Below are 22769 nucleotides of genomic sequence, written 5' to 3' on the forward strand. Positions count from 1 at the left end.
AGTATAATATAGAATATATCATACTTTTCGGAGGTAACTATGAAAAAAAGTAAAATCATCGCAGTTGCGGGGCTTGCTCTTTTAACGTCTGGTCTTTTAGCTGCTTGCTCGGGTTCAAAATCGAACTCCACAGAAAAAAAGTTTGGTTATGTATATGCTGGTGATCCAGAAACTTTGGATTATGTAACATCAGGAAAAGCAACCACTAGCGATCTTGTGACAAATGGAGTTGACGGATTGTTAGAAAATGACAAATATGGAAATCTTGTACCATCAATGGCTAAGTCATGGACTGTATCAAAAGATGGTTTAACCTATACTTATAAACTTCGTAAGGATGCCAAATGGTACACATCAGAAGGCGAAGAATATGCAGAAGTTAAGGCGCAAGACTTTGTAACTGGTTTGAAACATGCTGCTGATAAGAAATCAGAAGCTCTTTATCTTGTTCAAAACTCAATTAAAGGTTTGGATGCTTATGTAAATGGTCAAACAAAAGACTTTTCAACTGTAGGCGTGAAAGCTGTCGATGATTATACTGTTCAGTATACATTGAACCAACCAGAACCTTACTGGAATTCAAAAACAACGTCAGCTATTCTTTGGCCAGTCAATGCAGAATTTTTGAAATCTAAGGGAGATAAATTCGGTCAATCAACGAATCCTAGTTCCATTCTTTACAATGGTCCATTCCTTATGAAAGCTATTACAGCTAAGTCTGCAGTAGAATATGTTAAAAACAACAATTATTGGGATAAGGATAATGTAAACGTTGATAGCATCAAGTTGGCTTATTATGATGGTCAAGACCAAGACTCATTAGCACGTAACTTTAAAGATGGCGCTTATACGTATGCACGTCTCTTCCCAGCAAGTTCAAACTTTGCAACTTTTGAAAAGGACTTCAAAGACAATATCTATACATCAGAAGCAGGTGCAGGAACAGCGGTTTTAGGACTTAATATTGACCGTCAAACATACAACCACACTGCTAAAAAAACAGATGAACAAAAAAATTCAACGAAAAAAGCATTGTTGAACAAAGACTTCCGCCAAGCTTTGAACTTTGCACTTGATCGCGATTCTTACGCTGCACAAGTCAATGGTAAAGATGGCGCTGCTAAAGCAATCCGCAATATGTTTGTACCGTCTGACTTTGTCCAAGTTGGAGAAAAATCATTTAGCGATGTTGTAGAAGAAAAATTAGCTAGCTATGGTGATGACTGGAAGGGTGTCAAATTAGCAGATTCACAAAACGGTTTGTACAATCCAGACAAAGCAAAAGCGAAATTTGCAAAAGCAAAAGGAGCATTGCAAGCTCAAGGTGTGCAATTCCCAATCCACATAGATGTTCCTGTAATTGAAACTTCTAAAAACTTTGTTGCTCGTATACAATCTATGAAACAATCTATTGAAAAAGTGCTTGGCAAAGAAAATGTTGTCATGGACTTGAATATGATGTCAGAAGATGATGTAATGAACATCACTTATTATGCTCCGAATGCAGCTAGCGAAGATTGGGATCTCTCAGGTATCGTTGGTTGGACTCCTGACTATCAAGACCCATCTACTTATCTTGACATTTTGAAATCAACATCTTCTGATAATACGAAAACTTGGTTTGGATTTGACTCTGGTAGTGAAAATGCTGGTGCTAAAGCAGTTGGCTTGGACGAATATAATAAATTAGTCGATGAAGCAGGTGCAGAAACAACAGACATTGCAAAACGTTATGAAAAATATGCAGCAGCACAAGCTTGGTTGACAGATAGCTCTTTGATTTTACCAACAATGGCTTCAACGGGTGCCGCAACATTTGTTTCACGTATCGAACCATTCTCAGGTCCATTTGCGCAAACAGGTAGCAAAGGTAGCTCAACCTACTTCAAATACATTAAAGTTGGTAACGATGCTGTCACTAAGAAAGACTATGAAGCAGCTAAGAAGAAATGGCAAAAAGAAAAAGCTGAGTCTAATAAAAAAGCTCAAGATAAATTAGCTGATCATGTAAAATAATACAACCTATAAAAGCAGGTAAAACTCACTAAAAGGTGAGGAAAACCTGTTTTTTTCTATCCATGAAATTGTAAGGTTAATATAATTCCTTTGATACTAGGTTTAAAAAATATGTCATAAAATTTAGAAAATTCTATTTACTTTTTATGTTTTGTGTGCTAGAATGTATAAAAATAATGATTTTGGGAGGAATATTCATGAAGAAAAGTAAAATCATTACCCTTGCAGCGCTAGCCTTGCTTGCAACAGGAGCTCTAGCAGCTTGTTCTGGCTCTAAAACAAGCTCGGGGAACAAAACATTCTCATATATTTATGAGCAAGATCCAGATAACCTGAACTATTTGACAACTGGGAAAGCAGCCACTGCAAATCTTACCAGTAATGCCATTGACGGACTCTTGGAAAATGACCGTTACGGAAATCTAGTTCCTTCTGTAGCGAAGGATTGGACAGTCTCCAAGGACGGCTTGACTTATACTTATACACTTCGTAAGGGTGTGAAATGGTACACATCAGAGGGCGAAGAGTATGCAGAAGTTAAGGCACAAGACTTTGTGACAGGCTTAAAATATGCTGCGGATAATAAATCTGAAGCTATTTACTTGGTGCAAGATTCAATCAAAGGCTTGGATGCTTACATGAAGGGTGAAAATAAAGATTTCTCTTCTGTCGGTATCAAAGCAGTTGATGATTACACGGTTCAATACACGCTTAATCGACCAGAAAGCTTTTGGAATTCTAAAACAACAATGGGCGTTCTAGCACCAGTTAATGCAGAATTTTTGAAATCAAAAGGCAATAAATTTGCACAAGCAACAGACCCATCTAGTCTTCTTTATAATGGTCCATACTTGCTGAAATCTATCACAGCGAAATCATCTGTTGAATTTGCTAAAAATCCAAACTACTGGGATAAGAAGAATGTGCACATTGACAACATCAAGTTGTCCTACTATGATGGTCAAGACCAAGACAAACTTGCTAAAGGATTTAGTGATGGCTCATTTACCAATGCCAAAGTATTTCCAACAAGTCCAAGTTATGCTTCTGTCAGCAAGAAATACAAAAACAACATCGTTTATACTCCGCAAGATGCAACGACTTACCTAGTAGCTACAAACATTGACCGTCAATCTTACAAACATACTTCAAAGACAACAGATGCTCAAAAGACTTCTACTAAGAAAGCTTTGCTAAACAAGGATTTCCGTCAAGCGATTACCTTTGCATTTGACCGCACAGCTTATGCATCACAGGTGAATGGTAAAGACGGTGCGACGAAGATGCTCCGTAATCTCTTTGTACCGCCAACATTTGTTCAAACAGATGACAAGAGCTTTGGAGAATTGGTCAAAGAAAAATTAGTTGGTTATGATGAAAGTTGGAAAGATGTCAACTTAAATGATGCGCAAGATGGTCTTTACAATCCAACTAAAGCTAAAGAAAAATTAGCGAAAGCGAAAGCAGCGCTTCAAGCAGACGGTGTTCAATTCCCAATCCACATTGATATGCCAGTTGACCAAACAGCAACTAATAAAGTTCAACGTGTGCAATCATTGAAACAATCGATTGAAAAAAATCTTGGGAAAGAAAATGTTGTGATTGATATTCAACAAATGTCTAAAGACGACGTGAATAATATCACTTACTTTGCCGAATCCGCAGCTGCAGAAGATTGGGATCTTTCTGATAATGTTGGTTGGAGTCCAGATTTCCAAGACCCATCTACCTATCTTGATGTTATCAAACCTTCAAGCGGTGAAAGCACTAAGACTTATCTAGGATTTGATGCAGGCACGAACAACGCTGCTGCAGCACAAGTTGGTATGAACGAATATGAAAAGTTGTTGAATGAGGCTGAAAAAGAAACCAACAATACGAATGCACGCTATGAAAAATATGCTGCAGCCCAAGCTTGGTTGACTGATAATGCATTGGTCATTCCAACAACAACACTAACGGGTCGCCCAATTCTTTCTCGTACAGTACCATTTAGTAATGCCTTTGCTTGGTCAGGAACCAAGGGAAATAGTGAAACAATTCTCTATAAATACCTTGAAATCCAAGATGAGCCTGTGACTCAAAATCAATACAAGAAGGCCATGGAAAAATGGAATAAAAAGCGCACAGAGTCTAATAAAAAGGCTCAAGAAGAACTTGCAGATCATGTTAAATAATTGAAAAAAATTAGATAAAATTTAACAGAAAAACAAAAAAAGTTCAATTATGATAAAAATATTCTGACAATTGGTTTTACAATTAACCAAAATTGTGATATAATTTTAAACAATCAGTTTAAAAATTGAAGGTATTCTAAAATTGGAAATAGGTATTTGTCGTGACGCGTGGCATTTCTCTATCAGTTCCTTCGGTCTTGGCTGACAGGTTATGTTTAATAACTTAACCATAGTTATTAAAGTGGAATATCTGATGTGACTCATGCTGAATCATTAAAATACAAAAAGAATTAGCAGATCATGTAAAATAAACTTCTCATCAGAACTTTCTCTAACAGGAGGGAAAGTTCTTTTGGGATTTTAAAGGAAACGGTAAATGAAGAAATATATTTTTATGCGTATCTTACGCTCTTTAGTATCTATTTTCATGGTAACAACGCTGACTTACACCATTATCTATACCATGGTGCCTAGGAAGTTGATTTTCAAACAGGACCCAAACTATAACAAAATAGCGACAACTCCTGATAAAAAAGCCAATTACGAAAATACGATTTTTGAGCGTATGGGTTACATTGACTACTATGATACGAAGGAATTGCAAGAAAAAGCTAGTAAAGAGAATTCTTCTGTAACAGTAGAACCTACTAATGCAAATAAAAAAATCTATGAAGCTTACATCAAAAAGCTGGGACGCGGTTGGAAATTGCAGCAATTTAAAGAAAGCAAGCAATTTTATGCAACTCGTGAAGTTCCAGTCTATGAACGCGTTCTTGGTTTCTATGGTAATTTGATTCAAATTGACCATACCGGTGCTGTGAAAGATGCTTCTAATCCGAATTTGAAGCGTTATATTTGCATTGAAAATGATCCTGCCATTGGTTGGTCTGTTGTTGGTTCTGGAACGAGACATAAATATTTATTGTACTTCAATAGTCAGTTTCCATTTATCCATCAAAATTTTGTAAGATTAAATCTAGGAACTTCTTATCCGACCTATGCTAATCTTCCTGTTTTACAGGTTATTTCACAAGGGCAAGGTCAAACGAAGACATCAGAAGTTCAATTTCCAACAGGAAAGAAAACATCATCTGTTAATATTTATACGCGTACATATAAGTCTCCAAAACAAGCCGATGCACGCGATGTTGCTAATTACGGAAAAGATGATCCCTATACGGCGACAGAGAGCAATTATCAATATCCATCTATGATTGTGAGTTCTTCTATTGTTGGGGTGATTGGTTTGGCCTTGTCATACTTAATCGCCGTTCCACTTGGATCTTATATGGCTCGCTTTAAGAATACATTGTTTGATAGTATTTCAACCGGTGCTTTGACTTTCTTAATGTCACTGCCAACTATTGCCTTGGTTTATATCATTCGCTTGATTGGTTCAGCGATTGGTTTGCCTGATTCATTCCCTATTTTGGGAGCAGGTGATTGGCGCTCTTATGTGTTGCCGGCAGTCATTCTTGGACTCTTGAGTGCGCCTTGGACAGCCGTTTGGATTCGTCGTTATATGATTGACTTGCAATCACAAGATTTTGTTCGTTTTGCACGGGCAAAAGGTCTTTCTGAAAAAGAAATTTCAAATAAACATATTTTCAAAAATGCCATGGTGCCACTTGTATCCAGCATTCCAAACTCAGTTATTGGGGTTATTACAGGTGCAACTTTGACTGAAACAGTCTTCGCTTTCCCTGGTATGGGTAAGATGTTGATTGACTCTGTTAAAGCTTCAAACAATTCTATGGTCGTTGGTCTTGTCTTTATCTTTACTTGTCTTTCTATCTTCGCTCTTTTATTGGGTGATATTCTGATGACAGTGCTTGACCCACGTATTAAATTAACATCAAAAGGAGGTAAATAATGGCTACAATTGATAAGACTAAGTTCCAATTTGTCAAACGCGATGATTTTGCCTCTGAAACAATTGATGCTCCAGCCTATTCTTACTGGAAATCAGTTATGCGTCAGTTCCTAAAAAAGAAATCAACAGTTATCATGTTGGGAATTTTGATCGCTATTATTTTGATGAGTTTCATTTATCCGATTTTCTCAGATTTTGACTTTAACGATGTCAGCAAGGTGAATGATTTCGGTGCGCGTTATATTAAACCAAACGGTCAATATTGGTTTGGTACAGATAGCAACGGAAAATCTCTTTTTGACGGAGTATGGTTTGGAGCTCGTAACTCTATCCTCATTTCTGTCATTGCAACCGTGATTAACTTAGTTATTGGTATTGTGATTGGTGGTATCTGGGGAATTTCAAAAACCGTTGACCGTATCATGATGGAAGTGTACAATATCATTTCTAACATCCCATCTCTCTTGATTGTCATTGTCTTGACTTATTCAATTGGTGCTGGTTTCTGGAACTTGATTTTTGCTATGACCATCACAGGTTGGGTTGGGATTGCTTATACAATTCGTATCCAAATCATGCGTTATCGCGACTTGGAATATAACCTTGCCAGCCGAACTTTGGGTACGCCAACACTGAAAATCATTGTGAAAAATATCATGCCACAATTGGTTTCTGTTATTGTGACAACGGCTTCGCAATTGCTTCCAAGTTTCATTTCTTATGAAGCATTTCTATCGTTCTTTGGTTTAGGGCTTCCTGTCACAGTACCAAGTTTGGGACGGTTAATTTCAGATTATTCACAAAACGTGACAACAAATGCGTATCTTTTCTGGATTCCATTGACAACCTTGATTTTGGTTTCTCTTTCATTGTTCGTTGTCGGTCAAAACTTAGCGGACGCTAGTGATCCACGTACACATAGATAGGAGTAAATATGACACAAGAAAAAAATGTAATATTGACTGCTCGCGATATTGTCGTGGAATTTGACGTTCGTGATAAAGTCTTAACAGCCATTCGTGGTGTTTCGCTTGACCTTATCGAAGGTGAGGTTCTTGCACTTGTAGGAGAATCTGGTTCTGGTAAGTCTGTTTTGACAAAGACATTTACAGGAATGTTAGAGGAAAATGGTCGAGTTGCTCAAGGAACGATTGATTACCGTGGACAAGATTTGACAAAATTGAAGTCTAATAAAGATTGGGAACCTATACGCGGTGTTAAAATTGCAACAATCTTCCAAGATCCGATGACGAGTTTGGACCCTATTAACACAATTGGTAGCCAAATTACAGAAGTGATTATCAAGCATCAAAAGAAAACGCCAAAAGAAGCAAAAGAAATGGCTGTTGACTATATGAATAAGGTCGGCATTCCTGATGCTGAAAAGCGTTTTAATGAATACCCATTCCAATATTCAGGAGGAATGCGTCAACGGATTGTTATCGCTATTGCGCTTGCTTGTCGACCTGATATCCTTATCTGTGATGAACCAACGACAGCGCTTGACGTTACGATTCAGGCACAAATCATTGATTTGTTGAAATCTTTGCAACACGAGTATGAATTCACAACTATTTTTATCACCCACGACCTGGGAGTGGTAGCAAGTATTGCAGATAAGGTTGCGGTTATGTATGCTGGTGAAATCGTTGAATACGGAACAGTAGAAGAAGTCTTTTACGATCCACGTCATCCTTACACTTGGAGTTTGTTATCTAGTCTGCCTCAGTTAGCAGATGATAAGGGTGAGTTGTATTCAATTCCTGGAACGCCGCCATCTCTCTATTCACATTTACAAGGAGATGCATTTGCCTTGCGTTCAGATTATGCTATGGAAATTGATTTTGAAGAGAAACCACCTCAAATTTATGTAACGGATACCCACTGGGCAAAAACATGGTTGTTACATGAGAATGCTCCAAAAGTGAATAAGCCAGCTGTTATTGATGATTTACACGAAAAAATTAGCTCAAAAATGGGCTTTGCCCATTTAGACGCCTAGGAGGAAGGAAATGCCTGAAAAATTAGTAGAAGTTAAAGATTTGGAAATTTCCTTCGGTGAGGGAAGCAAGAAATTTGTTGCTGTTAAAAATGCTAATTTCTTTATCAATAAAGGAGAAACGTTTTCACTTGTAGGAGAATCTGGTTCTGGTAAAACGACAATTGGTCGTGCGATTATTGGTTTAAATGATACGAGTCATGGAGAGATTTTCTTTGAAGGGAAAAAAATCAATGGCAAAAAATCAAAAGAAGAAGAGTCAGAAATCATTCGTAAAATTCAAATGATTTTCCAGGATCCTGCTGCTAGTTTGAATGAACGTGCGACAGTTGATTATATCATTTCGGAAGGCTTGTATAATTTCCATTTATTTAAAGATGAAGAAGAACGCAAGAAAAAAGTGAAAGATATTATTCATGAAGTTGGATTGTTATCAGAGCATTTAACACGTTACCCGCATGAATTTTCTGGTGGTCAACGTCAGCGGATTGGGATTGCCCGTGCGCTTGTTATGGAACCAGATTTTGTCATTGCAGATGAGCCGATTTCAGCTTTGGACGTGTCTGTGCGGGCACAAGTTTTAAACCTACTGAAAAAATTCCAAAAAGAATTAGGTTTGACTTATCTCTTTATTGCTCACGATTTATCGGTTGTACGCTTCATTTCAGATCGTATTGCGGTTATTTATAAGGGTGTGATTGTCGAAGTAGCTGAAACAGAAGAACTCTTTAACAATCCAATTCATCCTTATACTCAGTCTTTATTGTCAGCTGTGCCAATTCCAGATCCAATCTTGGAACGGAAGAAAGTGTTGAAAGTCTATGATGCTAATCATCATGATTATTCAACGGATAAGCCAGAAATGGTCGAAATTCGTCCTGGACACTTTGTGTGGGCTAATAAAGCAGAAGTTGAAAAATATAAAAAAGAATTATAACATCATTCTTTGACTTTGAGAGAATTTTAAAAATCACTTTAGAAGTTATCTAGAGTGATTTTTGAATTCATGTTATCTTTTTCTGGACGATTCCATTTTAAACTGTGCTATACTAGTTGTAATAGAAAAGAGGAGTAATGGGATGTATCAATTGATTGCGTTTGATATGGATGGAACACTTTTGACTAGTAAAAAAACAATTGCCAAAAGCAGTGTTGAAGCGATTGGGAGAGCTCAAGATGCTGGTAAACAAGTTGTACTTTCAACAGGACGCTCTTTGTCAGAACTGCTTCCTTATGGATATGATTTGCGCGAGATTCGCTATGATATTCTTGCAAGTGGTGCATTGATTTATGATTTGGAGGCTAAATGCGTTTTAGCTAAGCAAACCTTGCCTGCTATAGCGGTGGATAAGGTGAAAGCGATAGCAGAAGTTCAAGATTTGATGCTGGTTTGTATGATTGACGGTCAAGGCTATCTTCAAAAATCACATTTTGAGAATATTGCTAACTATTATATGGAAATTTATACTGAACTTTATGATAAAACAGCTATCTTGGTGGATAATATTTACGATTTGTTAGCTAAGGAGAGAGCATTTTGACAAAATCAATATTTATCACTTTACGGCAAGGGAGCGAGATCAATCGTATGAAACTTTATTGTCTGAAAAGATAACGATTATAAAAGCTGAAGTAAGTGATCTTAAACTAACAGCGCAAGGAGTTGAAAAGGGGCAGTGTTTAGCTCACCTTGCTCAAAACTTGAATCTTCCTACGGAGCAAATCATTGCTGTTGGGGATGCTGACAATGATGAAAGCATGATTCGCGAAGCAGGTTTTGGTGTTGCTATGGGAAATGCCAATGAGAATATCAAAGGTTTGGCAGATATTATTGTGGCAAATAACGACCACGGTGACTGTGCGCAGGCTATTGATGATGTGCTTCTGGCAGATAAAATATAAGAACAACGAATAAACGCTAACCCCCACTTAAGATTTCTCAATACTTAAGTGGGGGTTTAACTATCTCACAGTATTAAATACTCTTTCCTGAAGAGAGGTGGACGGGAAGAAAGTAGCCGGTTGTCACAACTTCTTCACCAGCAATTTTTCGAAGCAACAAATCTACCAGTAAACAAGCTATATCTTTCAATGGTTGCTGTATAGTGGCTAGTTGGGGATAGTAGTTTTCTACAAAATAAGTTCCGTCGTAACCGATGACTTTTAGATCCTCTGGAATTTTGATTTCCAGTTCTTGAGCGACTTTCATGATTAAAATGGCTGTCAGATCATCTGAAGCAAAAATGGCATCAGGTTTTCTATGTTTTAAAATATTTTTGATTTCCATTTCTTTGCGAATAGGAGAGAAGTCACTTGATACATTGATAATTGGTGCATCAGGTAGAATGGAAGCAAAACCTGCATGGCGGAGACCTGTCGGGGAGTTTGAATTATCATTTCCGGTAATCATAATGATATTTTGGGCACCGGATTTGACCAAGGTTTCTGCAGCCAAGACACCACCAGCATAGTTGTCCGAAGATACAACAGGAATGGAAGGGGATAAGTTGCGGTCAAAAGAGATAATGGGAGCTGTTACACGGTCATAATCAGAGATGCCTAAGTTGTGGCTGCCTGAGATAATGCCATCCACTTGATTGGCTTCTAGCATCTCCAGATACTCTTTTTCCTTACTTGAATTGTGCTCGCTATTGCAGATGATTGTCTTGTAGCCTCTTTTGAATAACTCATGTTCTAATTTGTCAATGAGTTCGGCATAAAAGATGTGACTGATATTTGGGAAAATCAATCCAATCAGTTTAGCGGATTTTCCTTGTAAGCTACGAGCGAGATTATTGGGCTTGTATCCCAACTCGCGCATGGCCTCATTGACTTTTGTAATCGTTTTTTCTGAGAGGTAGCCTTTTTTGTTAATTACACGAGATACAGTGGTTGGGCTGACTCCAGCAATTTTTGCAACATCAGTTAACTTCGCGACCATAATCTAATTCATAGTAAGTTCCAGTTGGATTTCCCTCGCTGATAAAAATACCGTTTTGGTTTTCATGAGGGAAAACGCGACCTGAAAATACTTTTTCTCCTTTGTTAATAAAAATTTCAAAAACTGACTTATCAATGAAGATAGTAGCAGTTGTAGCTTGGTTTTCAATCGTACAACTACGAACAGTACCAAATTCAAGAGCGTATTGCTCACCGGCTTGACTACGGTCAACTGTTACTTGACCATTTTTGATGTCAAAGCAAATGCGTAGACCCTTATGCTCTTGATCTGCAAAAAGGACGATCTCAGCTTGTGAATCAATTGTAAATTCTAGTTCTAATTCATAGCAGTTCTTTGTTTGCGCTTGGTTAGCAAACGTTTGGCTATTATCTGTGCGTAAGGATGTGATAGCTTGAACAGGATATTGATAGAGTTTTCCTTTTTTTAGTGTTAATTCCTTGACAAGCGATAAAATTCCTTGATGATCAAAACGATCAGATGGGTAAGCAATATCCGGCAAACCTAACCAGCTGACTGCTAAGACACGGCCATCTGGAGCATTGAAAGCTTGGGTGGCATAGCAATCAAATCCATAATCTAAATTTTGCGGAGGACTAGGATCGACAATTGCTGTTTCCGCTATGTCAAACGATTGACCTATCTTATACATGTTTGGGAAAATATTGTCGTAAGGAGCAACTTTTTTTGATAAACCTTGAGGGCAGTAGAGCAAAATAGGTGTTTCATCAATAAAGACAAGATTGGGGCATTCCATCATATAAGCTGTATTGTCATTTTCAAAGTCTAAATCGCCGACTTCTTCCCAGTTTATATAGTCGTTTTCAACTGCTTTATAAAACTTGATAAAGCCTTTTTTGTCCAGAGTTTGTCCGCCGACAATGGCATAGCTCTGACCTTTATAATTGAAAATCTGTGGATCTCGAAAGTGATCTGTAGTATCCTTAGGTTGTTCAATCAATACTTTGTTTAGTTTTTGAATATGTCCGTCTTTGTTCAGCAAAGCGCCGATTTGGTAAGGGTGACGAACCCAATTCTCATCACGGACATTTCCAGTATAGAATAGGAAAAGTTTGTCGTCAAACTGCATAGCAGAGCCAGAGTAAGCACCGTGACTGTCTAATGGGGTGTCTGGCAGAACACGAACACCGGTTTCTGTGAAGTGTACGAGGTCATCACTTTCCAGTTGTACCCAAGACTTGAGCCCATGAGTTGCACCAAATGGAAAATTTTGATAGAAGACAATCCATTTTCCGTCAAAATAGGAAAAACCATTTGGGTCATTCAGCAGTCCCGTATCAGGCTCTACGTGGTAGGTAGCACGCCAAGGTGATGTAGCGATTTTATTTTTTATCTGTTGGATTTCGTTTTCAGTCCATTGTTCATAGCGTTTGTAACGTTGTTCAGTAGTCCAAGCCAATCTTTTGTCCTCCGAGATAATTTTCTTACTTATATAGTAAACGTTTTCTCTGAAAAAATCAACTTTTTAATAGAAAAAAATAAAATTTCTGCAAAACGCTTGACATATTTTGAAATCATGTTAAAATAATAGTCGTAGGAGTGATTAAATCGCTTTCATAAATTTTAATTATTTTCAATAAGGAGATGCAAATGGAAAATAAGGACATTGCAAAAGCAGTCATTGAGGCCATTGGCGGACGTGACAATGTAAGTAGTGTTGCTCACTGTGCGACCCGTCTGCGTGTCATGGTTAAAGATGAAGCTAAGATTGATAAAGACAGAGTTGAGAATCTTGAAAAGGTTCAGGGGGCTTTCTTTAACTCAGGTCAATATCAAATTATCTTTGGTACTGGTACAGTGAATAAAATCTATGATGAAGTGGTAGAGCTTGGTTTGCCTACATCTTCAACTGGTGAGCAAAAAGCAGAAGCAGCTAAAAAGGGAAATTGGTTCCAACGTGCCGTCCGTACATTTGGTGACGTATTTGTGCCAATCCTGCCAGCAATCGTAGCAACAGGTCTCTTCATGGGGATTCGTGGCGCGATTAATAACGATACGATTCTTGGGTTATTTGGAACAACTTCAAAAGCCTTTGCTGCGTCAGACTTCTATACTTACACAGTTGTGTTGACAGATACAGCTTTTGCCTTCTTCCCAGCTTTGATTTCTTGGTCAGCTTTCCGTGTATTCGGTGGGAATCCAGTGATCGGTATTGTACTTGGTTTGATGTTGGTAAATACCGCCCTTCCAAATGCTTGGGATGTAGCTTCTGGTGCTGCAAAGCCAATCATGTTCTTTGGTTTCATTCCAGTAGTTGGTTATCAAAACTCAGTATTGCCAGCCTTCTTCATTGGACTACTTGGTGCGAAACTTGAAAAATGGTTGCATAAGAAAATTCCAGATGTGCTTGATTTGCTTGTTGTGCCATTCTTGACCTTCCTTGTGATGTCAGTTCTTGGACTCTTTGTCATTGGGCCAATCTTCCACTCACTTGAAAATGTCATTCTTGCTGCGACAAAAGCTATTCTTGCCTTACCGTTTGGTTTAGCTGGTCTCATCCTTGGTGGTGTGCATCAACTTATCGTGGTAACTGGTGTTCACCATATCTTCAACTTACTAGAAGCACAATTGATTGCAAATGAAGGAAAAGATGCCTTTAATGCGATCATCACAGCTGCTATGACTGCCCAAGCGGGTGCAACTCTTGCAGTTGGTGTAAAAACAAAATCTAAAAAACTAAAAGCTCTTGCCTTCCCGGCTGCTCTCTCTGCAGGTCTTGGAATTACTGAACCAGCTATTTTCGGGGTAAACTTACGTTATGGTAAACCATTTGTACTTGGTCTTGTTGCCGGTGCTGCTGGTGGTTGGTTAGCTTCTATTCTTGGACTTGCTGGTACTGGATTTGGTATTACCATTATCCCAGGTACGCTTCTCTATCTGAATGGTCAAGTTCTTCAATATATCTTTATGGTACTTGTCACTACTGGTCTTGGATTTGGTTTGACTTATGCGTTTGGTTACAAAGATGCTGAAGAAGAAGTGACTGAAGCAAAAGAAGTAGTAGAAGCTAATGAAGCAGCTGCGCCAGTTCTTGCTGATGAAACAATTGTTTCTCCAATCGTTGGTCAAATGTTTGACTTGAAAGATGTCAATGACCCAGTGTTCTCAAGTGGTGCTATGGGACAAGGAATCGCAGTGAAACCTAGTGAAGGTGTTGTGTATGCTCCTGCGGATGCAGAAGTGACAATCGCATTTGCAACTGGTCACGCTTACGGTTTGAAAACGGCAAAAGGTGCTGAAATCTTGATTCATGTAGGTATTGACACAGTTTCTATGAACGGTGACGGATTTGATCAAAAAGTTGCTCAAGGTGATAAGGTGAAAGCTGGCGATGTTCTTGGTACATTTGACGCTGCGAAAATTGCAGCTGCTGGTCTTGATGACACAACTATGGTGATTGTTACCAACACAGCTGATTATGCTTCTGTTACTCCTGTTGCAGAGGGTACAGTAGCGAAAGGCGATGCTGTGATTGAGCTAAAAGCCTAACCGTATAATGTGATAAGAGGCTGAGCAAAAGGGTTCAGCTTCTTCACTTTTGGTTAACAAAACACATTAACACAGAGGTTGATTGTTTTCTTTGCTCGCTTCACGTCTCAAAGTTGTCAATCAACTGTGCAGGGGTGGGAAACGAGCTCTTTTCAGTTCTTTCCCACTCCCTTTTCTTTGAAAAAGAGAAGGAAAAGTAAGATTTTTACTCAGAAGTCATACGAAGATATGCTATAATGAATAGAGAAGAAAACAAAATAAAAAGAGGTCTTGAAATGACAAAATTGTATGGAAGCCTAGAAGCTGGCGGTACAAAATTTGTATGTGCGGTTGGAGATGAAAATTTTGAAGTAATTGAAAAAACACAATTTCCAACGACCACACCGATTGAAACGTTAGATAAGGCAATTGCATTTTTCTCTCGTTTTGAGAATTTAGCTGGCCTTGCGGTTGGTTCATTTGGTCCGATTGACATTGCTCCTAATTCAAAAACGTATGGTTTTATTACAACGACACCTAAACCACACTGGGCAAATGTCGATATTGTCGGTGCTTTGCGACGTGCTTTAAATGTACCGATTTACTTTACGACAGATGTTAATAGCTCTGCTTATGGTGAAGTAGTGGCACGAAATAATGCAGGCGGACGCATTGAAAATCTAGTTTACTATACGATTGGGACGGGGATTGGAGCCGGTGCTATTCAACGTGGTGAATTTGTTGGTGGGACGGGTCATCCAGAAATGGGACATTACTATGTTGCGAAGCACCCAATGGATGTGGAAAAAGAATTTAATGGAGTGTGTCCATTCCATAATGGCTGTTTAGAGGGATTAGCTGCTGGACCTAGTTTAGAGGCCCGGACAGGCATTCGAGGTGAAAATATTGAACTAAACAGCTCTGTTTGGGATATTCAAGCCTATTATATTGCGCAAGCAGCAATTCAAGCGACAGTGACTTTCCGACCAGATGTGATTGTCTTTGGTGGAGGTGTTATGGCGCAACAGCACATGTTGGATCGCGTTCGTGAAAAGTTCACAGTTTTGTTGAATGGTTATTTGCCTGTTCTAGATGTACGTGATTACATTGTAACGCCAGCGGTTGCAGGAAATGGGTCAGCGACACTTGGAAACTTTGTCTTAGCTAAAAAAGTCAGCGAAAAAGCTAAAGGATAATTGAGTAATTGAGAGCAAGTGAGTGAATATTGAATAAGCTTGCTCTTTTTTTGATATAAGGAAGAAAATGATTAAACCAATTGTAAAAGATATGTTGGTTTTGCAGCAGAAAGCACAACCAGCAAGCAAAGAAGATGTCGAAATTGGGCAAGATTTGTTCGATACCTTAAGAGCAAACAAAGATAAGTGTGTCGGAATGGCAGCCAATATGATTGGAGTGCAGAAGCAGGTCATTATTTTTATGTATGGTATGGTGCCTGTTATCATGTTCAATCCTATTTTGAGAAGGAAGTCATCTCCTTACCAAGCGGAAGAATTCTGCTTGTCACTTGTGGGGAGTCGCTCGACCACTCGTTATAAAGAGATTACAGTTGAATATTTGGACCAACATTGGCAAAAACAAACGCTGACTTTGAAAGATTTTCCCGCACAAATCTGCCAGCATGAACTGGATCATTTGGAAGGGATTTTGATTTAATGACCTGAAAACTCAGCTTTTATAGTACGGGGTTTTTAATTGGTCAAAAAAATAGTTCTCATAGGAACTTTTTTCTTGACATTCGTTTGAATTATAGTAGAATAATTCTCATGAAAACAAAATAGTTCTCTAGAGAACTATTTGAAAGGAAGTCAAATGGAAAAACCATTATTGGAATTCAAGCGATTTGGACGGAAGACACATCTGATGATTCAAAAAATTGCCAAAGAGCGAGGGATTGAATTTATGGCGGGTCCACAAGGACAAGTATTGCATTTTGTGAATCATCGAGAAGATTGTGACAAGATGACCTTTATTAAAGATATTGAGCAGGAGTTGGGCATTACTAAGTCCGTTGCCAGTAATTTAATGAAGCGAATGGTGAAGAATGGCTTGATTTATCTGGAAGTGAGTGAGACTGATAAACGCGCTAAGATTATTCGTTTAACGCCGGAATCAAAAGAGCGCATGAATAAAATTCGTGATTTTTTTGATGAAATGGATCATTGCCTATTGACAGATATTTCAGAAGAAGATTTGGTTACTTTTTTTCAAGTGATGGGGAAATTTTACCAGAATATTGAAAAATTAGAAAAAGGAGAAGCGAATGGTTAAATTGTTTAAACGTTTAACTGTCAAAGAAGTAGGGCTGATTATCATCAGTATCTTATTTACTTGTTTGGCAGTTTATTTGGACTTAGAGGTTCCAACCTATATTTCAAAAATTACGGAACTCCTACAGACGAAAGGAACGGTCGTTTCTGATTTGTGGAATCCGGGCTTGAAAATGATTGGATTGTCATTTGCTAGTTTTCTCAGTGCTGTGGTAGTTGGTTTTATTGCGGCTAGATTGGCAGCTAGCTTTACAACGAGCTTGCGCTCAGATATTTTCAATCGTGTACTGGATTATTCAAATGCTGAGATTAAGAGATTTTCTATTCCAAGTCTTTTAACGCGGACAACCAACGATCTTACGCAAATTCAGCTCATGATTACCATGGGCTTGCAAGTTGTGACGCGTGGGCCGATTATGGCGATTTGGGCGATTACAAAAATCATTGGGAAATCAGAATACTGGCTGTGGGCAGTTATTGTGGCGGTTATTGTGAATATTATCATGACAACAGTTCTGATGACGTTGGCCTTTCCAAAGCAATCCGTTATTCAACGGTTGACTGATAAGTTAAATAGTATTACGCGTGAAAGTCTAACAGGGATTCGTGTTGTTCGGGCTTACAATGCTGAAGACTATCAAGATGATAAATTTGCAGGAGCTAATGATGAAGTGACTCGTTTGAATCTCTTTGTCAGTCGTCTCATGGCGATTTTAAATCCGATTATGATGGGGATTTCGAGTGGTTTGACCTTGGCAATATACTGGATTGGTGCTTACTTGATTCAAGATGCAGCTTTACCAGGACGTTTGCCAATCTTTAGTGACATGGTTGTCTTTATGTCCTATGCTATGCAGGTCGTAATGGGCTTCATGCTCATGGCTGCTCTGTTTATCGTTCTTCCTCGTACCTTGGTGTCTGCCGGACGGATCAATGAAGTGCTTGATTTATATTCAACGATTGAGTCTCCAACGGAGCCAAAAATAGCGAAAGATGTCAAAGGGGAAGTGGTATTTGACAATGTGTCTTTCCGCTATGCTAAAAATTCTGAGGCTGTTATCGAACATGTTAGCTTTACAGCTAAAGCAGGTGAAACCGTAGCTTTCATTGGATCAACCGGTTCTGGGAAATCCACTTTAATCAGCTTAATTCCTCGTTTCTATGATGTGACAGAAGGAAAAATTTTAGTGGATGGCGTAAACGTCAAAGATTATCAGCTGGAAGATTTGCATAATAAAGTTGGCTACATTCCACAAAAAGCTGTCCTCTTCTCTGGTGATATCAAGAGTAATTTAGACTTTGGGCAAAGCAATGAAAGCCCATTGGATGACGAAAAAATGTGGGCTGCACTTGATTTGGCACAGGCTAAATCATTTGTTGAAGAAAAAGAAGACGGTTTGCAATCTGAAGTTGCACAAAGCGGTACGAATTTCTCTGGTGGGCAAAAGCAACGTTTGGCGATTGCGCGTGCGCTTGCTCGCAAGCCTGAAATTTTGATTTTTGATAATTCGTTTTCAGCGCTGGACTATAAGACAGACCGCATTTTGCGGGAAGAATTAGCGAAAAAAGTGAAAGATACAACCAGATTGATTGTGGCGCAACGGATTTCAACGATTATGGATGCCGATCAGATTTTGGTACTGGATAAAGGAAAAGTAGTTGGTCAGGGTACTCATAAAGAATTGCTGGCAACGAACGCAGTTTATCAAGAAATTGCTTACTCACAATTATCGAAGGAGGAATTGGAAAATGGAAAATAAAAAATCGTCTTTATTTAGCCAAGTGAAACCTTATCTCAAAGGTTTTCAGCTTCCATTGCTCATTGCATTTGTGGGAGCGGCAGTGTCTAGTATTATTACGGTTTATGGACCGGACAAATTAAAAGAAATTACCAACCTTATCACAGAGGGGATGCGAAGTCAGATTGATTTGAAATCAATCTCCAACATTGCTCTTTTCTTAGCGATTTTGTACGCAGCAGGTGCTTTGTTAAATTATGTTCAATCTTTTATCATTTCATCTGTTATTCAGCATTTCTCCAAGCGCTTGCGGACTGCTATTGCTGAAAAAATCAATAAATTGCCTCTACGCTATTTTGACAGCCATTCCCAAGGGGACACTCTTTCACGGGTCACAAATGACGTGGATACTGTTGGGCAATCTTTGAACCAAAGTTTAGGAACGGTGATTTCATCAAGTTTACTGCTTATTGCGGTTCTCTTTATGATGTTTTACAATAATGTGGTCTTGTCCTTTGTAACGATTAGCTCAGTCTTGATTGGCTTTGTCTTTGTTGCTTTGATTATGGGAAAATCTCAACGATTCTTCCGAGCACAACAAGAAAATCTTGCCAGTGTCAATGGCTATGTGGAAGAAATGTACTCTGGGCATAATGTCATTGTCAGTTACAATGCCACAGACGAATCCAAAGTAGCCTTTCAAACACTTAATACTAACCTTTACAACAGTATGTGGAAATCACAATTCATTTCAGGGATTATGATGCCGCTTATGATGTTTGTAGGGAACTTCGGTTACGTTATGGTTGTTTTGGTTGGAGCGAGCATGGCCTTGAATGGCGATGTCACTATGGGAACGATTGTTGCTTTTATGGTATATGTACGGATTTTCTCTCAACCGTTGTCACAAATTGCACAAGGGATTACTACTCTTCAACAAGCTAGCGCTGCTATGGGACGCGTATTTGAATTTTTAGCAGAGTCTGAAATGGAAAATGATGAACACAAAGCGCAACAACTCACGACCCTAAAAGGAGATGTTGCCTTTGATAAGGTATTCTTTGGTTATAATCCAGATCGAACGATTATTCATGATTTCTCTGCCAATGCCAAAGCAGGGCAAAAAATTGCCATTGTCGGTCCGACCGGTGCTGGGAAGACGACCATTGTTAACTTGCTCATGAAATTTTATGAGATTGATAAGGGACGCATTACAATTGACGGTGTTGATACGAAGCAAATGAAACGTTCTGAGGTACACGATGCCTTCTCCATGGTTCTCCAAGACACCTGGTTATTTGAGGGAACGATTAAGGAAAATTTGATTTACAATCAGAAAAATATTTCTGACGAAGCAGTTGTGGCAGCTGCCAAAGCTGTTGGGGTTCATCACTTCATCAAGACTTTGCCAAAAGGATACGATACGGTGCTGGACGATACAGTAAGCCTTTCTGTGGGGCAAAAGCAATTGTTGACCATTGCGCGTGCACTTCTTAAGGATGCTCCCTTACTTATCTTGGATGAAGCGACTTCATCTGTTGATACGCGGACAGAAGAATTGATCCAAAAAGCGATGGATAAGTTGATGGAGGGAAGGACTTCTTTCGTCATTGCTCACCGCTTGTCGACCATTCGTAATGCTGATTTGATTTTGGTCATGCGTGATGGTAATATCATTGAACAAGGAAATCACGATCAATTGATGGGAAAAAATGGCTTCTATGCTGATCTTTACAATAGTCAATTCGATGAAGACGCAGAGTATGCGTAAAATGAATTGAAGATAGTAAGTAAGACAGAAATTCTTCTTGGTCAAAATGATCTGAGAAGAGTTTCTGTTTTTTTGACTGTTGATTTACTTTTTTTGTTAGAAAAGGAATAGTTGAACACAAACTCCCCAAGGTATCAGAATCCTTGGGGAGTTTTGCTAAATTCAATCTTCAAAATCATTTTTGTCAGATAGTTCTTTAAAGAAATGACCTGTATTTTCTCCTTTATAAAAAACTCTATATTATAATATTATGATTCTATATTTTTGGTAAAAAGCCAACCTTTTATTAGAAAAGTATAGACATTTATTTTAAAATATAGTATAGTTAGAGTATCAAGGAAAAAAGTGGTATGATGGCAACTAATTCCATTTTAGGTGGTGTCCTTCAGTTAGTGGATATGGTGATTGTTGGATTTATCTGGTATCCATTCCTTCGTATGCTGGACAAACAACCTGATTCTGTATTATAATGAGATGAATGACAGATTTGCAGGAGCTATCATATGCCTAAATACGAAGAAATAGCAAATATACTTCGAGATAGAATAGCAAATGGAGTCTACCCAGTAGACTCCATGTTGCCTATTCAGTCTGAATTATCAAAAGAGTTCGGTGTTAGCCGAATGACTATAAAAAAAAGCTGTTGAGATTCTAACCATTGAGGGATTGATTTTTTCTAAACAAGGAAATGGAACGAGAGTGTTAAATTCCTCTTTTTGGGATAAAGAAGATTCAAAATTTCGCTTGAATAATTACAATGGCTTGAGTCAAGATTTCAAAAATGATGACCGAAAATTAACGAGCCAGATTATTCAGTTTGCAGTTGAATTCCCAGAAGCCGAGATTGCAGAGCGCCTGCAAGTGGAAGTAACGGCACCAGTTTATAAAATTATACGTTTGCGTCTGCTTGATGAGAAGCCCTATGTGTTGGAACACACTTATATGCCGTGTGATTTGGTGCCAGGATTGGATGAGAGTATTTTACTTCAGTCTATCTATGCTTATTTATGGGATGAATTAAACTTAAAATTTGCCGGAAGTTATCGCCATATCACAGCTGAAAAGCCAGATGAATATGACCAAAACTATTTGGCTTGCCAAGAGACAGATCCGATTTTGCAGGTGGAGCAAGTTGTTTATCTGGAAACTGGACGTCCGATTGAATATTCTAGAAGTCGTAATCGCTTTGACACGAGAGGGTATTCTCTTTTAGATGTTAAAAATATTTAAGTCATTTGTGCAATATTAAAGGAGGAAATGATGTCAGAACCATTGTTTTTACAATCTGTTATGCAGGAAAAAATCTGGGGCGGAACGAAGCTACGAGATGAATTCGGCTATGAAATTCCCAGTGATAAAGTAGGCGAATACTGGGCGATTTCGGCTCATCCACACGGAGTATCTACTATAAAAAACGGTCGCTTTGCTGGTATGGGCTTGGATCAGCTCTATGCAGAACACCGAGAGTTATTTGGTAACAGCAGCGAGCCTGTTTTTCCGCTTTTAACCAAAATCTTGGATGCCAATGATTGGCTCAGTGTTCAGGTTCACCCAGATGATCATTATGCTATGGAGCACGAAGGCGAGTTGGGAAAAACAGAGTGCTGGTATGTGATCGCTGCAGATGAAGGAGCAGAAATCATCTATGGGCACAATGCCAAGTCACGAGAAGAGTTGCGCCAGCAGATTGAAAAGAAAGAATGGGACAAACTATTAACCAAGGTGCCAGTCAAGGCTGGGGATTTCTTCTATGTTCCAAGCGGTACTATGCATGCCATTGATCGGGTATTTTGATTTTAGAAACGCAACAGTCTAGCGACACCACCTATCGTGTCTACGACTTTGACCGAAAAGATGCTAAAGGCAATCTGCGCGAGCTGCATTTAGAAAAATCCATTGATGTGCTCAATATCGGTGCGCCGGCCAATAGCCGTCCAGTCACAGTGAAAGCAGATGATTTGACCTCAACGCTTTTAGTAGCTAGTGATTTCTTTGCTGTTTACAAATGGGAAGTATCAGGAAAAGTGGATATCGAGAAAACAGCTGCTTATTTGCTAGTAAGTGTGCTAGCAGGGCGAGGTGTGCTGACCGTAGATGGGGAAACGTATCCAATCGCAAAAGGAGACCATTTTATCCTACCAAGCGATGTGGAAGAGTGGACTTTCGAGGGGAAAGACCTTGAAATGATTGTTAGTCATCCGTAATATCTTTTATATAGAAAACCAGAGGTTAGGGAAAAGTCCGTAACCTCTTTAAAATTATAAGTCTAAAGCATCATGATGCAGTGATTCATTAGTTTGTCTATTTTTTTTACAGATGATTTCCAAGCAATGATTTCAGTCTATTTTGCTATCTTACTTATGCAGAAATTATCAGTTATATTAAAAAATGATGTCATTTTCAGAAAATGTTGATAGTATTTCAAAAAAGCGTTATAATGGCTAATATTGAAAAATTT

Annotated in this window: 14 protein-coding genes and 4 pseudogenes; 16 read left to right on the forward strand and 2 right to left on the reverse strand. The window is 38.6% G+C overall.

The window, feature by feature from the left end; translation table 11 throughout:
* Window positions 1–39: 39 nt before the first annotated feature.
* The 7 genes and pseudogenes from HMPREF2933_RS00880 (at window position 40) to HMPREF2933_RS10540 (ending at window position 9967) form a co-directional block, all read left to right on the forward strand.
* Complete coding sequence (locus tag HMPREF2933_RS00880) at window positions 40–2016, forward strand: peptide ABC transporter substrate-binding protein (protein ID WP_024052702.1); 1977 nt, start codon at window positions 40–42, stop codon at window positions 2014–2016.
* A 197-nt stretch (window positions 2017–2213) separates the two neighbouring features.
* Window positions 2214–4193, forward strand: a complete 1980-nt coding sequence (locus HMPREF2933_RS00885; protein ID WP_024052701.1) for a peptide ABC transporter substrate-binding protein — start codon at window positions 2214–2216, stop codon at window positions 4191–4193.
* 376 nt (window positions 4194–4569) lie between these two features.
* Entirely contained in the window at window positions 4570–6066 is a 1497-nt protein-coding gene (locus tag HMPREF2933_RS00890) for an ABC transporter permease (protein ID WP_024052700.1), read from the forward strand.
* The gene (oppC, locus tag HMPREF2933_RS00895) at window positions 6066–6992 is read left to right on the forward strand and encodes an oligopeptide ABC transporter permease OppC (RefSeq protein WP_024052699.1); all 927 of its coding nucleotides are present in this window, start codon (window positions 6066–6068) and stop codon (window positions 6990–6992) included. The genes HMPREF2933_RS00890 and oppC overlap by 1 nt, the downstream gene beginning before the upstream one ends.
* Window positions 6993–7000: 8 nt before the next feature.
* The gene (locus HMPREF2933_RS00900) at window positions 7001–8068 is read left to right on the forward strand and encodes an ABC transporter ATP-binding protein (protein ID WP_003026176.1); all 1068 of its coding nucleotides are present in this window, start codon (window positions 7001–7003) and stop codon (window positions 8066–8068) included.
* A 10-nt stretch (window positions 8069–8078) separates the two neighbouring features.
* Entirely contained in the window at window positions 8079–9002 is a 924-nt protein-coding gene (locus HMPREF2933_RS00905; protein WP_024052698.1) for an ATP-binding cassette domain-containing protein, read from the forward strand.
* Between the two features lie 142 nt (window positions 9003–9144).
* A pseudogene (locus tag HMPREF2933_RS10540) lies at window positions 9145–9967 on the forward strand (Cof-type HAD-IIB family hydrolase).
* A gap of 73 nt (window positions 9968–10040) precedes the next feature.
* Here HMPREF2933_RS10540 and HMPREF2933_RS00915 read toward each other — a convergent pair.
* Window positions 10041–11006 carry a LacI family DNA-binding transcriptional regulator gene (locus HMPREF2933_RS00915; protein WP_003031743.1) on the reverse strand — a complete coding sequence of 322 codons (966 nt, stop codon included), beginning with the start codon at window positions 11004–11006 and terminating at the stop codon, window positions 10041–10043.
* Window positions 10987–12444, reverse strand: coding sequence for a sucrose-6-phosphate hydrolase (locus HMPREF2933_RS00920; RefSeq protein WP_024052695.1), 1458 nt, complete (start codon window positions 12442–12444; stop codon window positions 10987–10989). The genes HMPREF2933_RS00915 and HMPREF2933_RS00920 overlap by 20 nt, the downstream gene beginning before the upstream one ends.
* Before the next feature lie 191 nt (window positions 12445–12635).
* Between HMPREF2933_RS00920 and HMPREF2933_RS00925 the strand changes: the two genes are divergently transcribed.
* The 9 genes and pseudogenes from HMPREF2933_RS00925 to manA all read left to right on the forward strand — a co-directional run bounded on the left by HMPREF2933_RS00925 (window position 12636) and on the right by manA (window position 22515).
* Window positions 12636–14534, forward strand: coding sequence for a sucrose-specific PTS transporter subunit IIBC (locus HMPREF2933_RS00925; RefSeq protein ID WP_024052694.1), 1899 nt, complete (start codon window positions 12636–12638; stop codon window positions 14532–14534).
* 275 nt (window positions 14535–14809) lie between these two features.
* On the forward strand, window positions 14810–15709 hold the full coding sequence (scrK, locus tag HMPREF2933_RS00930) for a fructokinase ScrK (RefSeq protein ID WP_024052693.1): 900 nt from the start codon (window positions 14810–14812) through the stop codon (window positions 15707–15709).
* A 67-nt stretch (window positions 15710–15776) separates the two neighbouring features.
* Window positions 15777–16187, forward strand: coding sequence for a peptide deformylase (locus HMPREF2933_RS00935; RefSeq protein WP_024052692.1), 411 nt, complete (start codon window positions 15777–15779; stop codon window positions 16185–16187).
* Window positions 16188–16343: 156 nt separating this feature from the next.
* A complete protein-coding gene (locus tag HMPREF2933_RS00940; RefSeq protein ID WP_024052691.1) occupies window positions 16344–16802 on the forward strand; it encodes a MarR family winged helix-turn-helix transcriptional regulator in 459 nt (152 codons plus the stop codon).
* The gene (locus tag HMPREF2933_RS00945; protein WP_070672322.1) at window positions 16795–18561 is read left to right on the forward strand and encodes an ABC transporter ATP-binding protein; all 1767 of its coding nucleotides are present in this window, start codon (window positions 16795–16797) and stop codon (window positions 18559–18561) included. Before HMPREF2933_RS00940 ends, HMPREF2933_RS00945 begins: the two co-directional genes overlap by 8 nt.
* The gene (locus HMPREF2933_RS00950) at window positions 18551–20311 is read left to right on the forward strand and encodes an ABC transporter ATP-binding protein (protein ID WP_024052689.1); all 1761 of its coding nucleotides are present in this window, start codon (window positions 18551–18553) and stop codon (window positions 20309–20311) included. The genes HMPREF2933_RS00945 and HMPREF2933_RS00950 overlap by 11 nt, the downstream gene beginning before the upstream one ends.
* Before the next feature lie 344 nt (window positions 20312–20655).
* Window positions 20656–20781 (forward strand): annotated as a pseudogene (locus tag HMPREF2933_RS00955) (PTS cellobiose transporter subunit IIC); the annotation flags it as partial.
* Window positions 20782–20814: 33 nt separating this feature from the next.
* Window positions 20815–21541: pseudogene (locus tag HMPREF2933_RS00960) on the forward strand (GntR family transcriptional regulator).
* A gap of 30 nt (window positions 21542–21571) precedes the next feature.
* Window positions 21572–22515 (forward strand): annotated as a pseudogene (gene manA, locus HMPREF2933_RS00965) (mannose-6-phosphate isomerase, class I).
* The last annotated feature ends 254 nt before the right edge of the window (window positions 22516–22769 follow it).

The organism is Streptococcus sp. HMSC066F10, assembly GCF_001813805.1.
Taxonomy (GTDB): Bacteria; Bacillota; Bacilli; order Lactobacillales; family Streptococcaceae; genus Streptococcus; species Streptococcus vaginalis.